The sequence below is a fragment of the Corynebacterium sp. CCUG 61414 genome, from assembly GCF_024453945.1.
GTDB lineage: Bacteria > Actinomycetota > Actinomycetes > Mycobacteriales > Mycobacteriaceae > Corynebacterium > Corynebacterium pseudogenitalium.
Genome location: NZ_JAGPYU010000001.1, coordinates 371,714 through 386,252 on the forward strand (window position 1 = coordinate 371,714; position 14,539 = coordinate 386,252).

The 14,539-nt window shown below is 55.1% G+C and carries 15 protein-coding genes; 10 read left to right on the forward strand and 5 right to left on the reverse strand.

Annotated elements, in window-relative coordinates; all coding sequences use genetic code 11:
• Positions 1-54 precede the first annotated feature (54 nt).
• On the forward strand, positions 55-969 hold the full coding sequence (locus KBX14_RS01780; protein WP_071572606.1) for a heme o synthase: 915 nt from the start codon (positions 55-57) through the stop codon (positions 967-969).
• Here KBX14_RS01780 and KBX14_RS01785 read toward each other — a convergent pair.
• From KBX14_RS01785 to mptB, 5 genes are all read right to left on the reverse strand, one after another.
• A complete protein-coding gene (locus tag KBX14_RS01785) occupies positions 966-1,817 on the reverse strand; it encodes a hypothetical protein (RefSeq protein ID WP_256041735.1) in 852 nt (283 codons plus the stop codon). The two genes, KBX14_RS01780 and KBX14_RS01785, sit on opposite strands and share 4 nt — an antisense overlap.
• 28 nt (positions 1,818-1,845) lie before the next feature.
• A complete protein-coding gene (locus KBX14_RS01790) occupies positions 1,846-2,793 on the reverse strand; it encodes a heme A synthase (protein ID WP_256000202.1) in 948 nt (315 codons plus the stop codon).
• A 70-nt stretch (positions 2,794-2,863) separates the two neighbouring features.
• Positions 2,864-3,625: an ABC transporter permease gene (locus KBX14_RS01795; protein ID WP_369822163.1), complete on the reverse strand. Its 762-nt coding sequence runs from the start codon at positions 3,623-3,625 to the stop codon at positions 2,864-2,866.
• 2 nt (positions 3,626-3,627) lie between these two features.
• Positions 3,628-4,560 carry an ABC transporter ATP-binding protein gene (locus KBX14_RS01800; RefSeq protein WP_070477084.1) on the reverse strand — a complete coding sequence of 311 codons (933 nt, stop codon included), beginning with the start codon at positions 4,558-4,560 and terminating at the stop codon, positions 3,628-3,630.
• A gap of 6 nt (positions 4,561-4,566) precedes the next feature.
• On the reverse strand, positions 4,567-6,216 hold the full coding sequence (gene mptB, locus KBX14_RS01805) for a polyprenol phosphomannose-dependent alpha 1,6 mannosyltransferase MptB (RefSeq protein WP_370687040.1): 1,650 nt from the start codon (positions 6,214-6,216) through the stop codon (positions 4,567-4,569).
• A 138-nt stretch (positions 6,217-6,354) separates the two neighbouring features.
• On the opposite strand from mptB, the gene KBX14_RS01810 reads away from it, so the two are divergent.
• From KBX14_RS01810 to KBX14_RS01850, 9 genes are read left to right on the forward strand one after another with little or no spacing between them, the layout of a single operon-like run.
• Positions 6,355-7,062 (forward strand): helix-turn-helix domain-containing protein, encoded by a 708-nt coding sequence (locus tag KBX14_RS01810; protein WP_256041736.1) that lies wholly within the window; start codon positions 6,355-6,357, stop codon positions 7,060-7,062.
• Positions 7,062-8,507, forward strand: coding sequence for a Fe-S cluster assembly protein SufB (sufB, locus tag KBX14_RS01815; protein ID WP_070362436.1), 1,446 nt, complete (start codon positions 7,062-7,064; stop codon positions 8,505-8,507). The genes KBX14_RS01810 and sufB overlap by 1 nt, the downstream gene beginning before the upstream one ends.
• A 5-nt stretch (positions 8,508-8,512) precedes the next feature.
• Positions 8,513-9,685 carry a Fe-S cluster assembly protein SufD gene (gene sufD / locus KBX14_RS01820; protein ID WP_070362437.1) on the forward strand — a complete coding sequence of 391 codons (1,173 nt, stop codon included), beginning with the start codon at positions 8,513-8,515 and terminating at the stop codon, positions 9,683-9,685.
• Between the two features lie 23 nt (positions 9,686-9,708).
• Complete coding sequence (gene sufC / locus KBX14_RS01825) at positions 9,709-10,464, forward strand: Fe-S cluster assembly ATPase SufC (protein WP_070362438.1); 756 nt, start codon at positions 9,709-9,711, stop codon at positions 10,462-10,464.
• Positions 10,464-11,735 carry a cysteine desulfurase gene (locus KBX14_RS01830; RefSeq protein ID WP_252930870.1) on the forward strand — a complete coding sequence of 424 codons (1,272 nt, stop codon included), beginning with the start codon at positions 10,464-10,466 and terminating at the stop codon, positions 11,733-11,735. The genes sufC and KBX14_RS01830 overlap by 1 nt, the downstream gene beginning before the upstream one ends.
• Positions 11,736-11,738: 3 nt before the next feature.
• Positions 11,739-12,182 (forward strand): Fe-S cluster assembly sulfur transfer protein SufU, encoded by a 444-nt coding sequence (gene sufU / locus KBX14_RS01835; RefSeq protein ID WP_070362440.1) that lies wholly within the window; start codon positions 11,739-11,741, stop codon positions 12,180-12,182.
• Between the two features lie 12 nt (positions 12,183-12,194).
• The gene (locus KBX14_RS01840; RefSeq protein ID WP_070362441.1) at positions 12,195-12,587 is read left to right on the forward strand and encodes a metal-sulfur cluster assembly factor; all 393 of its coding nucleotides are present in this window, start codon (positions 12,195-12,197) and stop codon (positions 12,585-12,587) included.
• A gap of 44 nt (positions 12,588-12,631) precedes the next feature.
• Complete coding sequence (locus KBX14_RS01845) at positions 12,632-14,260, forward strand: ABC-F family ATP-binding cassette domain-containing protein (protein ID WP_070362442.1); 1,629 nt, start codon at positions 12,632-12,634, stop codon at positions 14,258-14,260.
• Between the two features lie 24 nt (positions 14,261-14,284).
• On the forward strand, positions 14,285-14,533 hold the full coding sequence (locus tag KBX14_RS01850) for a PLD nuclease N-terminal domain-containing protein (protein ID WP_143000871.1): 249 nt from the start codon (positions 14,285-14,287) through the stop codon (positions 14,531-14,533).
• Positions 14,534-14,539: the final 6 nt, after the last annotated feature.

Genomic DNA, 14,539 nt, shown 5'->3' on the forward strand with positions numbered 1-14,539 from the left:
ATGTTGCGTAAGAGTTCTAGCCGAACGGTTGAAGTTTGATGTGGAGGAGAAGTATTGGAGACCATCAAGGCATACTTCGCGCTTACGAAGCCCAGGGTCATTGAACTTCTTCTAGTGGCAGCTATCCCCGCAATGTTGCAAGCAGACCGTGGCACTGTGCACGTGTGGCTCATTCTTGCAACGCTGTTCGGTGGTTGGATGGGGGCCGGTGCGGCAAATGCATTTAACATGGTCGCCGACTACGACATTGACCAGAAAATGGGGCGAACGCGTGCACGGCCACTTGTCCGGGCAAAGGTCACCAAACAGAAAGCCGCCGTATTTGCTTGGGCGCTTCTCGTCGCGAGTGTGCTTTGGCTTGGATTCCTGTGTAAGTCGTGGCTCGCGGCGTTCTTTATCATTCTGACCAACTTCTTCTATATCTATGTGTATACAAAGTGGCTGAAGAGGCGAACTTGGCAGAACGTCATCTGGGGCGGCGCAGCAGGTTGTATGCCCGTGATGGTCGGTTGGGCGGCAATTAGAGACAATGTCACCGACGGCTCCAAGGATGCGTGGTGGCAGGCGATCGTGATGTTCATGATCATCTTCTTCTGGACGCCACCGCACACCTGGGCGCTGGCAATGAAGTACCGAGCGGATTACGCCCGCGCTAATGTCCCGATGCTGCCGGTGGTAGCTTCCCCGGCGGAGACAACCCGCCAGATTCTCATTTACTCATGGTGGACCGTCGGGGTGTCCCTGCTCCTGGTTCCCGCCACCTCGTGGATCTATCTTGCAACCGCGGTGATTTCGGGTGCATTGTTCCTCGCCGTTGCCACACAGCTGCATGCTGGGGTAAAGCGCGGGGAGAAGGTGAAACCGCTCAAGCTGTTTATTCTCTCCAACAACTATCTTGCGGCGTTGTTCTTGGGGCTTTCCGTTGATGCGGTGCTCGGTTGGACTCCACTATTCGCTACCTTCTTCTAGCTCGTGGATCCTTGGAGCTTGATGGCTCCAAGGTCATTGCCACAAACCTCCGAAGTTTCGGAACCCAGTAGCGAGCTGGCGTCATCTATCGATTCACACACGTGAACTGGCGGTTCCCATCGTGTTTCTTCGAGCACTCTGGTAACGGTCTGTGCATGCTTACGGAAGCCGTTGGCATCCATTCGTATCGACGCCAAGTCCTCATAGCAACACGTACGCGCAGAGCTGCGCCCAACTTCGTGCGCAAAGCCATTTTTGAAGTCAGAGCGTGCCAGCACAACTGCATCCACCCCGATCCCATCATTGAGCGCTTTGATCTGTGCAGCAGTACCTGGCTGGCCACTGAATACGGCTGTGGCTCCAGCCTCATCTGCTGCTACTCGGCCTTCCTCGCTTTCCGAAACGGCATACACGATGATGTCCTTCTCTCGAGCGATTGCGATCATGTACAACCCAATTGCGGAACCTGCATTCGTGACGACGACAGCTTCACCTTGCACAAGCTTCAAAATTTCGAATAGCGAATAACTTGCGGCCATTCCGGGCCGCAACATTGAAGCACCAACGTGTGGGGCGATCACGTCCGATACAGCGACTACCCGGCTTCGGTCAACGACAACCTGCTCGGCGATGGGGCCGGTGGCATCGCTCCACGCAACCACAGTTCCTGGCGCAACCTCGTCGAGGGGGTCTTTCAGGACACGACCGCATCCTTGGTTACCGAAGGAGGCGTCGTGAAGAAAAAACCCAGCGTAGAGGACTTCGATTAGAAGTTCTCTATCGCTGGGGAACGGTGAAGCGATATCAATGCAACGCACCTGCTGCGCGTCGAACTCAATCGCTTTCATACTTTCTCAGGCTACATGGTGTTCGCGTCTAGCGATACAGCAACTCACGACGCACAGCGTGCGCGTACAAGAACGCCGTGAACGCTACAACTAGAGAAGACAGCCCAATATGGATCGGAACCGTCCAACGCGGCACGCCCATGTAGTACTGGCTTAGACCTACTGCCCACTGGACCACGATGAGTCCAAGAAGAATCCAGGAAGTTTTCTGCGCTGCATGCGGGGCCTTCGCTCTACGTAGCAGGAAAAATGTGATCACTGTAAGAAGTAGATACGCGTACATACACCCTGCGTGAATATATGCCAACAACGCTGTGTCAATCGCAAGCCGACCTTCCATACCGACGCTTGCGTCACCCGAGTGCGGGCCGGACCCTGTCACCATCGTTCCTGTCACAAGTACACAGCTCAACGCAACGGCAGCGATCACGGCGATCACTCGGATGTGCCCGGGGTAGCGGTCTTGAGCAACCGTGGACTCGTCTTCCGCCAAACGCATGTACAGCAATGCTGCGACCCACACAAGCACCATCGAAGGCAAGAAGTGCACGGCGACCGCCCACCACTGCAAATCAAGGCGAACAGAAATACCGCCGATAATCGCCTGGACAACGACGCCGGCGAGGGAGAACCATGCCAAGAATTGGGCATCTCGACCGCGGGATGCGCGGTAGACAGCCCAAAGCACGGCGATCGCGGCAGCCGCGACCACGAAAGCAAGCAGGCGGTTTCCAAACTCAATGGCTTGGTGAATCCAAGGTGCGGCACCAGCGACGGGGACAAGCGAACCTTCATGGCAAAGTGGCCACGTATTGCAACCAAGCCCCGAACCGGTCACTCGCACCAACGACCCTGTTACGGTGATCCCGCCTTGGCAGAGCAAGAGAATCATGGCTAGAGTTCGTTGCAACTTCAGACTGGGGGCTTGCTTTTTATCCTGATGCGTCATCGGCGCACCGGTCTGTTGTAAAGTCATGCACTTTCCTTGGACGTATAAAACACGTTCGACTATTCAGGCTCGAATCTTAGTCGATGAGCGCATGGCCTTAATCATCGAAACGGAAGAAGCGAACGCTTGAGCCAACGCCGACGATGAGCCACGCTAGCAAGCTAAGCAACGCAGGACCATTCGCAGTCAGCGCGAGTGCATCAGAAATACCAGCTGCCAGCGAAACCGTGGGTACTAGGTTCCACCAACCAGCGTGGCTAAGGTCGCCAGAATAGACGACCCAACCCACGATTCCCATCATGATCACCCACATTAAATTCGAAATGGCAAGGACCATCTCGGAACTTAGCGAGCCGCCCATGAGCAAGCCCAAGGAAGTAAAGCAAGCAACCCCCAGGAACAAGACGCAGGCACCAAGCACCGCGCCAACGACTGAGGGGCGCCAGCCAAGGAAACCTGCAACAGCTCCTAGCACCGCAATCTGGACGCAGACCATCGCGACCACGCCAAGGATTTTTCCGACGATGATCGTCCACGGTGGGACTCCGGAAGCACCGGTCCGCTTCAGCGCACCGTATCGGCGGTCAAAGGCGAGCGAAATCGCCTGGCCCGTAAATCCAGAGCTGGTCGCCGCGACGGCAAACACCATCGGCACCAGGGTGTCGAGGCTGTAGTCATCCCCAAAAACAGGCAAATATACTGATGCGATGAGCAACGCTGCCGGGATGAAGATGCTGAGCACCAACTGTTCGCCGTGACGGAGCATCAGCTTGCTTTCGATGAGTCCCTGAGCGCTGGCCATCGCAAACTTCGAAGACCGTTGCGGGGCGGGCGTAAAGGTTCCTTCCTTGATGTGCACCGCTAGCTCCTTAATTCCTTACCGGTGATGTTCAAAAACACTTCTTCCAACGCCATGTGGCTTACTTGCATATCCCGAATCAGCACGGATTGGCGAAGTGCTTCTTCGGTAATACAGGCGACGAGTTCAGGAGAAACCGAACCGTTGACTACGTAGCGCATTGGGCGAACTTGGGCCACAGCTGTATCGATCTGACACAAAGCCACGTGCTGCTTCAGCTTCTCGAGGTCGAGTGGTTGCGCCGTACCAAACGTGATTTGCTGCTCAAATGATCCGCTGGTCAGGTCCGCCGGTGAACCTTCGGCGACAACCTTTCCATGATCCATGATCACAATGTCATCGGCGAGCGACTCCGCCTCGTCCATCAGGTGCGTAGTCAGGACGATCGTGGTTCCGTCACGTTTTAGTGCAGAAACAATATCCCACACAGCGTTGCGTGACTGTGCGTCCATGCCAGCGGTTGGCTCATCAAGAAAAACCAGCTCCGGACGACCTATAAGTGCAAGCGCCAGGGACAAGCGTTGCTTTTGCCCTCCGGAGAGGCGTCGATACGTGGTATTGGCGACTCCCTCGAGCCCTAGGAGGGCCATGAGCCACTCAGGGTCGTGAGGATTTGCGTTGTATGAAGCCGAAAGCTTCAGCATTTCTCTGACTTTGACGCCCGAATATGATCCGCCACCCTGCAGCATGATCCCAATTCGGTCGCGCACACGCTGAGGGTGGGTTGCAGGGTTTTCGCCTAGTACCGTGATTGTCCCTGAGGTTGGCCGGGTGAATCCTTCACACATCTCGATGGTCGTTGTCTTGCCGGCTCCATTCGGACCGAGCAAAGCCAGCACGGTTCCTTCTTTTGCGGCAAACGATGCTCCATCTACAGCAGTAACGTCCCCAAAAGTTTTCTTCACATTGTCAACTGAAAGAACAGGCGCGTTCATGGATAGCTAGTGTAGCCTGCCGGCACCAAAGCGCCGATACAACAGGAAACTGAGCCCAACAAATACGACAAAACAACAGGCTGCGACACCGTAAATAGTGAAAACTGTCTTTGCTTGCAGGCCGAGACCACGCGGTAGTACCAGAAAACTAAATACAGCAGAGTACACAGCCACCCCGGCGCGGAAAAAGAACCTATTTTCCCATGCAGCAAGGGGATAAATAGCCCACAGAGGGTACCAAGGGTGTACAACTGGGAAGAATATAACAAGCACGAGCGTTGCGACGCCAAGTCCACCTGCAGGGTGAATGGCTCCCCGCAACGTAGCCCACAGTAGGCGAACCAGAAACGCCACCGCGATGGCCACTCCAATCCCGCGGGTGACAATGAGAACTGCGTCAATGTGGTCGCCGAGACCAAGCAGCATTCCTAGAAAGCCGCTGATTACGCCCACGTCTGTTGAGATCGAGAGCCAGCTACGAATCGATGCTGCTCCGCCTTGACCAGTGACCCATCCGAGCCCAATGCTTGTTATAAGTGAAACGGCGGCAGTAGTGACAATGAGAATAACTGTCTGAAAAAGCACCGCGATGCTAAGGGCTGTAGCTTTGCGCTGGCGTTGCCCAAGCACACGAGCGATTGCCATGCCTATAAAACCGAGACCGAGAAAGCCTGTCACTTTGACTAGTCCTCCGCAGGTAATGGTGATCGCGGAGAGAGCCAGGTAACCCCACGCTTGCGCTGAACTGATGGTCCTCAACCTGTCGGCCCCGCGAAGTCCTAGCTCAAACCCGACTAACACCAATCCGAGCATGATCGCTTCATTATGGATGCCACCAATGAGATGCAGAATCGTTAGCGGATTGAGCACCCCGAGCCACAGTGCGGCAGTCTCTGGTACGCCACAGCGGCCGGCAATCTTTCGGATCCCCCACGCTGCGGCGAGCACTCCGACGAGTGATACGACGCGGTGCGCAATCACCCCGAGCACAATAGAGTCAGCAGTAATACGAGAAATTGCCGCTGCAATACCTAACGCGACAGGCCCGTAGGGGCTTGGAGAATGCGCCCAAATAAACGGGACCGAGCGCGCTAGATGGTGTTCTGGCCCGAGAAGCTCGACTGGTCCAGCGGAGTACGGGTCAAGACCAAACCGGACAATTGCACCATTAGCTAAGTATGAATAGATGTCTTGGGTAAAGAGGGGAGCGGTAATCACCAGAGGAGCAACCCATACAACGAATGTTCGCATGAGAAGCGGCGTCGAAACGCGGGGCCTCTGGCCACTTACGCCAACGAAGGGGCCCATACACAGCCAAGCGGAGACCAAGAGTCCTACTCCGAACAGAACTATGGAAGACGACGCTTGCATCATTCGGCCAAGCAAGGCCCCGCCAGGCAGAGAGAACCAAGGATTATCGACGACCGGCAAGGCCCCGCCCCCGAGGCCTCCCAAGCCAATGAGAAGTGTGCCGACCAAACCCAGCCATCTAAGTACGGCGAACCGGTTCTGCTCAGCGTAGTTGGTTGAACGAAAGTCTTGTCCTCGCCAAACCTCTTTAGAGACTCGGTGGAGCCCAGCCGACCGTGATCCAGGCTTGCCGATGCGAGGAAACGCATCAAGCAAAGACTTTATCGGTGAATCCTGGAACAACACAGGCAAGATTGTAGCCGAACGACCGGGTTAAACGTGCACATTGAATTAGGACACAGTAGTGTTGTGTAAAGGCCGGTCGGTGTACAGCCAATCGGTTGGAAAGTCAGAGATCAAAGCAGATCGAAGCGAGGTGAGCCAGTGCTGAACCAAGCGCGGTCAGTTGACGGTGGCACTCGCAAGCGAGTGATGGCGCTCTTGCTGAAAAGCGGACCGGTGACTGCATCAACACTTGGTGAGCAAACTGGAATTTCAGCTGCCGGTATCCGTCGGCACCTGGATAAGCTCACTGAGGCTGGACTCATTGAGACGTGTGAGCCACTGCCGGTTGCTGGAGAAGAGCCACCGCGAGGCCGTCCCGCGAAGCACTACTGCTTGACGGAAGAAGGCCGAGAAAGCTTCGGTAGCAACTATGAGAATATGGCGCTTGATGCAATCGAAGCTCTTGAAGAACTTGGCGGCCATGAAGCAGTCAAAGCGTTCGCCAAAACTAGGATTGAACGCATCCTTGAAGAAGTGGAGCCGATTTCGGAGCGATCAAGCAGTGGCGACCTTGAATCAGTCGTGCTCGAAGTCGTGTCCGTTTTAGAGCGTCACGGCTATGTTGCCTCGGTGACTCAGGCAGGAACTGGAATTCAAATTTGTCAGCATCACTGCCCGGTGTCACAAGTAGCGTCTGCGCATTCCGAAATTTGCGAAGCAGAGCAAGAAATGATCGCTAAGATCGTAGGCCGACACATCCAACCACTTGCCTCCATTACAGAGGGCAATGGTGTCTGCACAACAAACATTCCACTCGCTGCTGTTCACGGGCCGAAAAATAACGTATCTGAAAGGAGCGGAAAATAATGACGAAAGCTAATCCCGCACCCGGTTTAGAGAAACCAATGAACGACGAAGAGATTATCGAGTCAATCGGTAGCTACAACTACGGGTGGCACGACCCAGACGCTGCCGGGCAGGCAGCAAAGCGTGGTCTTAACGCTGGGGTAGTCAAGGACATTTCTGGCATTAAGGAAGAGCCAGAATGGATGCTGGAACAGCGCCTCAAGGCTTTGGACATTTTTGAAAAGAAGCCACTGCCGACTTGGGGCGCAGACCTGAGTGGCATCGACTTTGACAACATTAAGTACTATGTCCGCTCTACGGAGCAACCAGCTACGAGCTGGGATGACCTTCCTGAAGACATTAAGAATACGTACGACAAGCTTGGCATTCCTGAGGCAGAAAAGCAGCGCCTAGTCGCTGGTGTTGCTGCGCAGTACGAATCTGAGGTTGTCTACCACCAGATTCGTGAGGATCTCGAAAAGAAGGGTGTCATCTTCGTAGACACTGACACCGCGCTTCGCGAGCACGAGGACATCTTTAAGGAGTACTTCGGCTCGGTCATCCCCGCTGGCGATAACAAGTTCTCAGCTCTGAATACGGCAGTATGGTCAGGCGGTTCGTTTATCTATGTTCCGCCGGGCGTCCACGTCGATATCCCGCTCCAGGCATACTTCCGTATTAATACCGAGAACATGGGCCAGTTCGAGCGCACGCTCATCATCGTTGATGAGGACGCCTACGTCCACTACGTAGAAGGATGCACCGCCCCGATTTACAAGTCCGACTCGCTTCACTCCGCGGTCGTTGAAATCATCGTGAAGAAAGGTGGCCGCTGCCGGTACACCACGATCCAGAACTGGTCGAACAACGTTTACAACCTCGTCACCAAGCGCGCTAAGGCCGAAGAGGGCGCAGTGATGGAGTGGGTCGACGGCAATATCGGTTCAAAGGTGACGATGAAGTACCCAGCAGTCTGGATGACTGGCGAGTATGCCCGTGGCGAAGTGCTTTCCGTCGCATTTGCTGGTGAAGGACAGTTCCAGGACACCGGTGCCAAGATGACACACATGGCTCCGCACACCTCGAGTTCAATCGTTTCAAAGTCAGTTGCGCGCAGTGGCGGACGCGCGGCCTACCGTGGCCTGGTACAGATCAACGCAAACGCGCATGATTCCGCCTCGAACGTTGAGTGCGACGCGTTGCTTGTCGATGACATTTCTCGTTCTGACACTTACCCGTACAACGACATTAGGAACGATCGGGTTACGCTCGGACACGAGGCGAAAGTCTCCAAGGTCTCTGAAGAGCAGCTGTTCTACCTGATGTCCCGCGGTATTGCCGAAGAAGAAGCTATGGCGATGATTGTCCGTGGCTTCGTCGAGCCTATTGCCAAGGAGCTCCCGATGGAGTACGCCCTGGAGCTCAACCGTCTGATTGAATTGCAAATGGAAGGATCAGTGGGCTAATCACCATGACTTCAACGATTAATCCCGTATCGAATGCAACTCCTCACAACAACAAGGGAGATCTGTTTTCGTCGTTCAATGTTGAGGATTTTCCCGTTCCACGTGGACGTGACGAAGTCTGGCGGTTCATTCCACTTCGCCGCATCCGAGGTCTGCACAACGGGGAGTTCCCGCAACAGGCTGACGCCCAGATCACGATTGATGCGCCAGATGAGGTCGTCGTCACGGAGCTTGACGCAGCTGACGATCAGCTCAAAGTAGCCGGCGCGCCCGTAGACCGCGTTGCTGCACAAGCATGGTCGAGCGCGAAAACCGGCACCTTGATTACCGTGCCTGGTAACAGCAAGTTGTCCAAGCCCATCACCGTCACCATCACTGGTGCCGGCGCCGACGTGACATCCTTTGCAACGATCCTTTTTGAAGTTGGGACCCATGCAGAGGCTGACATCGTTGTCAAGTACACCGGCACAGGTGTGCATGCAGACAACGTCAATTGGCATATCGGCGCAGGCGCGCACGTACGCGCAGTCGTAGATACGGACTGGGACTTGGACGCAGTACACATTGGTCAACAGTCCATCTTGATGGAGCGCGATTCGGTACTGCGCCACAACGTCGCAGCTTTCGGTGGCGAGATCGTGCGCATCACCCCACGCGTAAAGTTCCAAGCTCCGGGGGCAGACGTCGAGCTCAACGGCGTTTACTTTGCGGACGCGGGTCAGTACATCGAAAACCGTATGCTGGTCGACCACAGCGTTCCGAACTGCCGGTCGAACGTGCTGTACAAGGGTGCGTTGCAAGGCGACAAGGCGTCGGATCTGCCAGAAGCACGAACCTGCTGGGTCGGTGATGTGCTGATTCGCGCAGGCGCGCACGGCACAGATACATATGAAACGAACCGGAACCTGGTCTTGACGGATGGTGCTCGCGCTGACGCAATTCCAAACCTCGAGATCGAGACTGGTGAAATCGCTGGAGCCGGCCATGCCGCAACCGTTGGTCGGTTCGATGACGAGCAAGTGTTTTATCTCCGGTCCAGGGGCATCCCTGAGGACGAAGCCACGCGCTTGATCATTCGCGGATTCTTTAACGAGGTCCTCAATCAGGTCCCGCTCGAAGACCTCCGTGAAGAACTCGTTGCACGTGTGGCCGGAGAGCTCGAGCAAACGAACCAGTAAAACGAAAAGGAATCAGTAAAACAATGTCTACCCTGGAAATCAAGAACCTCCACGCAAACGTCCTGCCGACCGAGGAAGGTCAAGAGCCAACGCCGATTCTCAAGGGCGTAAACCTCACTATTAAGGGCGGAGAGACTCACGCCATCATGGGGCCGAATGGTTCCGGTAAGTCCACGCTTGCCTACACGCTCGCTGGTCATCCACGCTACGAAGTTACTGAAGGCGAAGTACTCCTCGATGGTGAGAACATCCTCGAGATGGATATCGACGAACGCGCTCGCGCCGGACTCTTCCTGGCAATGCAGTACCCAGTTGAGGTGCCGGGCGTCTCTTCTTCGAACTTTATGCGCTCTGCTGTGACTGCTGTTCGTGGGGAAGCGCCGAAGCTTCGCGATTGGGTTCGTGAACTCAATGATGCTCGCGACTTGTTGAAGATGGACTCTTCCTTCACTGAGCGTTCGGTCAACGAAGGCTTTTCTGGCGGTGAGAAGAAGCGACATGAGGTCATGCAGTTGTCGTTGCTCAAGCCGAAGTTTGCTGTGATGGACGAAACGGACTCCGGCCTTGACGTCGATGCGCTGCGAATCGTATCCGAGGGGATCAACCGCTACCAGGAAGAAACCAACGGCGGTGTCCTAATGATCACCCACTACAAGCGGATCCTGGAGTATGTGAAGCCTGACTTCATTCACATCTTCTCGGATGGCAAGGTCATCCAGACTGGCGACGCCTCGTTGGCTGATGTTCTCGAGGCAGAGGGATACGAAAAGTTCATCTAATGGGATACTTACATTCCGATGGAACACTGAACACAGACGCGATTCGCGCAGAGTTCCCGATCCTGAGTCGGACCGTGCGCGATGGGAAGCCCCTCGTCTATTTGGACTCCGGGGCTACGTCCCAGCGTCCGCAGTCTGTGTGGAACGCTGAGCAAGAATTCGTCCTGAACACATTTGCACCAGTCCATCGTGGCTCCTACCAACTGGCTGAGGAGGCGACAGACGCTTATGAAACTGCCCGTGAGCGTATCGCTAACTTTGTTGGTGCTGACGGGGAGGAGATTGCATTCACGAAGAACGCTACTGAGGCTCTGAACCTCGTCGCATATGTTCTTGGTGATGATCGTGCCGGTAAGCACCAGATCAAACGCGGAGACACGATTGTTGTCACTGAACTGGAGCACCACGCGAACCTCGTGCCTTGGCAAGAACTGGCCCGCCGCACTGGAGCAACGCTCAAGTGGTACTCGATGACTGCTGATGGACGCATCGACCTTGACAGCTTGGAACTCGACGATACTGTAAAAGTTGTTGCGTTCACGCACCAATCAAACGTAACTGGTGCAGTAGCGGACGTCGATGAAATCGTGAGGCGTGCTCGCGCAGTAGGAGCACTCACGGTCCTTGATGCGTGCCAATCTGTTCCGCATATGCCTGTTAACTTTCACGAGCTTGACGTCGACTTTGCAGCGTTCTCAGGGCATAAGATGTGTGGACCTTCTGGTGTGGGCGCCGTATACGCGAGAAAGTCGATCTTCAGGGAACTTCCACCATTTTTGACAGGTGGATCCATGATCGAGATCGTCAAGATGGACTCTTCGACGTATGCGCCGACGCCCCAACGGTTCGAAGCTGGCACGCAGATGACAAGCCAGGTCGTTGGCCTTGGTGCTGCCGTCGAGTTCTTGGAATCCATCGGAATGGAAAATGTCCAACGCCACGAGCATATGTTGACGGAGTATGCCCTGGAACGAATGCAAGAGATTCCAGGATTAGTTATCGCTGGTCCTGCGGTGGCTGAACAGCGCGGCGGTGCGATCGCTTTTACCGTCGATGGCGTGCATCCGCATGATTTAGGACAGGTGCTTGATGCTCACGGTGTTGCTATCCGCACCGGCCACCACTGCGCGTGGCCCGCTCACAGAGAACTCGAGGTGCAGGCAACCTCTCGAGCAAGTTTCTACCTGTACAACACCAAAGAGGAAGTAGACGCCTTGGTTGAAGCCATTCGCGAAGCGCGCCGCTTCTTCGGAGTCGAGGAGGATTCCTAGACGATGAACCTAGAGTCTATGTACCAAGAAGTGATCTTGGACCATTACAAGAACCCACGGCATAAGGGGCTGCGCGAACCGTACGAAGCGGAGGTACACCACGTCAACCCATCTTGCGGTGATGAGCTGACGCTGCGTGTGCACCTGTCTGCCGACGGAAAGACGGTTGAAGACGTCTCTTACGATGCTCAAGGTTGCTCGATCTCCCAAGCCTCAACCAGTGTGATGACAGAAGAACTGGTGGGGCTACCTGTTGCGGATGCGATGGAAAAGTTGCACTCGTTTGAGGAAATGATCACCTCTCGCGGGACCAAAGAAGGGGATCCGGAAGCCATCGGCGATGGCATTGCGTTCGCAGGTGTTTCTAAGTTCCCAGCTCGCGTCAAGTGTGCGTTGTTGGGCTGGAAAGCATTTGAAGCCGCCACGTCCGAGGCGTTAGACAAATAGAAAGGCGAAAATATGGTGGATAACGATCACACTTCGAACCTTGGCGATGGCGACGAGCGGCCAGCACAGACCGAGGAACAGCTCAAAATCTGTGGTGAAGTAGAGGAGTACCTACACGACGTCATTGACCCCGAGTTGGGTATCAATGTTGTTGACCTTGGACTTGTCTATGACGTGTGGGTAGAAACTAACGATAATGTCCACCGAGCAGTCGTCAACATGACGTTGACTTCGCCGGCTTGCCCGCTTACCGATGTCATCGAAGAACAAGCTGATCACGCTATCACGACGAATACTGTGTGTGATGAAGTCGTCATCAATTGGGTGTGGATGCCACCATGGGGACCGCAGATGATTACGGAAGAAGGGCGCGAGCAGTTGCGTGCACTAGGTTTCGCTGTTTAGACCACGTTTTCGTCTACTCACGCGGCCTTGTAGAGTAACCCTTTGTGATTGTTACTAATGATCTCGAAGTCCGTGTAGGAGCCCGGACGCTTCTCGAAGCGCCTGGGCAGCATCTCCGTGTTCAACCTGGTGACAGGATCGGTCTCGTCGGCCGAAATGGTGCCGGGAAGACCACTACGATGCGAATCCTCGCAGGAGAAACAGAACCCTACGCGGGCACGGTTACTCGTACTGGCGAGATCGGATACCTGCCACAAGACTCCAAAGAAGGCAATATCGAGCAGAGTGCCCGAGATCGCGTTCTTTCGGCGCGAGGCCTTGATCAGATCCAACGCTCGATGGATCGGCAGCGTTCCATCATGGAAGAGTCAGATGGTGCGACCCGTGATAAAGCAATCGAGAAGTTTTCCCGGCTCGAAGAGCAGTACCACGCGCTAGGCGGTTACGAGGCGAACGCAGAGGCTGCGCAGATATGTGACAACCTCGGGCTTCCAGCACGAGTGCTCGACCAACAGCTCAGTACCCTCAGCGGTGGTCAACGCCGTCGCGTGGAGTTGGCACAGATCCTTTTCGCCTCTCGGGCGGGTTCTGGAAAGTCCCAAACCACACTGCTTCTCGACGAGCCCACTAACCACCTCGACGCGGACTCTATTACATGGCTGCGTTCGTTCTTGAGCAAGCACGATGGTGGCTTGATCATGATTTCGCACGATGTTGAGTTGCTTGAGGCAGTATGCAATAAGATTTGGTTCCTTGATGCAGTGCGCGCTGAGGCTGATGTCTACAACATGGGCTTCAAGAAGTACCAGGATGCCAGGGCACTCGATGAAGCACGACGCCGCCGTGAACGCGCTAATGCGGAAAAGAAAGCTTCCGCACTGCAAAAACAAGCGGCCAAACTCGGAGCGAAGGCGACGAAGGCTGCAGCTGCTAAACAGATGCTTGCTCGCGCTGAGCGCATGATGGGTGAGCTTGATGACATTCGTGTAGCGGATAAAGTAGCGTCTATTTCCTTTCCGAAGCCAGCACCATGCGGCAAGACACCCTTGTTTGGCAAGGGCCTTACCAAAATGTATGGCTCCCTCGAAGTGTTCGCTGGCGTCGATCTAGCTGTTGATAAAGGATCCCGAGTTGTAGTGCTTGGCACCAATGGTGCAGGCAAGACGACGCTGCTCAAGTTACTTGCTGGCGTTGAACGCACGGATGGGGAAGGCGGAATCGTGTCAGGGCATGGCCTCAAGATCGGGTACTTCGCCCAGGAGCACGACACGATCGACGGTAACAAAACAGTCTGGGAGAACACGATCGAAGCCTGCCCCGATGCAGGGCAGCAGGATCTACGCGGTCTACTCGGGGCGTTCATGTTCTCGGGAGACAAGCTAGACCAGCCAGCTGGAACACTGTCTGGTGGTGAGAAAACGAGGTTAGCGCTGGCAACGCTCGTTTCCTCGCGCGCAAATGTCCTTCTTCTTGACGAGCCGACAAACAACTTGGATCCGCAGTCCCGACAGCAAGTATTGGATGCGCTGAAAACCTATACCGGCGCTGTCGTTCTCGTCACGCACGACCCTGGAGCTGTCGAAGCACTCGAGCCAGAGCGAGTGATCATCATGCCTGAAGGCGATGAAGACCTGTGGAGCGACGAGTATATGGAGATCGTCGAATTGGCGTAGTCGACTCAGTGTAACGTGGAGGTCGTGAATACGACACGATTCGAAACACTGTTACTTGACGTACGTAATAGCTGGAGCGGCATGTCCGCGCAGGAGCGCAGGCTCATTGCATCGCTCGCCTCCATCGATTTACTGGGCAAAATTACGGCGCTAGTTCATTTGGCCAGGACTGATAACCGGAAAATCCGCGGCTCGAAGTGGGTATGGGGCCCTGCCGTGGGCGGCGTGAATATGTTTGGATGGATTGCTTACTTCCTCTTCGGGAGGAAGTAAGCCCCA

Excerpts from the sequence above, each read along its gene's own strand:
- KBX14_RS01785 (WP_256041735.1), bottom strand. The coding sequence starts at position 1,817 with ATGAAAGCGATTGAGTTCGACGCGCAGCAGGTGCGTTGCATTGATATC.
- KBX14_RS01790 (WP_256000202.1), bottom strand. The coding sequence starts at position 2,793 with ATGACTTTACAACAGACCGGTGCGCCGATGACGCATCAGGATAAAAAG.
- KBX14_RS01800 (WP_070477084.1), bottom strand. The coding sequence starts at position 4,560 with ATGAACGCGCCTGTTCTTTCAGTTGACAATGTGAAGAAAACTTTTGGG.
- sufB (WP_070362436.1), top strand. The coding sequence starts at position 7,062 with ATGACGAAAGCTAATCCCGCACCCGGTTTAGAGAAACCAATGAACGAC.
- sufD (WP_070362437.1), top strand. The coding sequence starts at position 8,513 with ATGACTTCAACGATTAATCCCGTATCGAATGCAACTCCTCACAACAAC.
- sufC (WP_070362438.1), top strand. The coding sequence starts at position 9,709 with ATGTCTACCCTGGAAATCAAGAACCTCCACGCAAACGTCCTGCCGACC.
- KBX14_RS01830 (WP_252930870.1), top strand. The coding sequence starts at position 10,464 with ATGGGATACTTACATTCCGATGGAACACTGAACACAGACGCGATTCGC.
- sufU (WP_070362440.1), top strand. The coding sequence starts at position 11,739 with ATGAACCTAGAGTCTATGTACCAAGAAGTGATCTTGGACCATTACAAG.
- KBX14_RS01840 (WP_070362441.1), top strand. The coding sequence starts at position 12,195 with ATGGTGGATAACGATCACACTTCGAACCTTGGCGATGGCGACGAGCGG.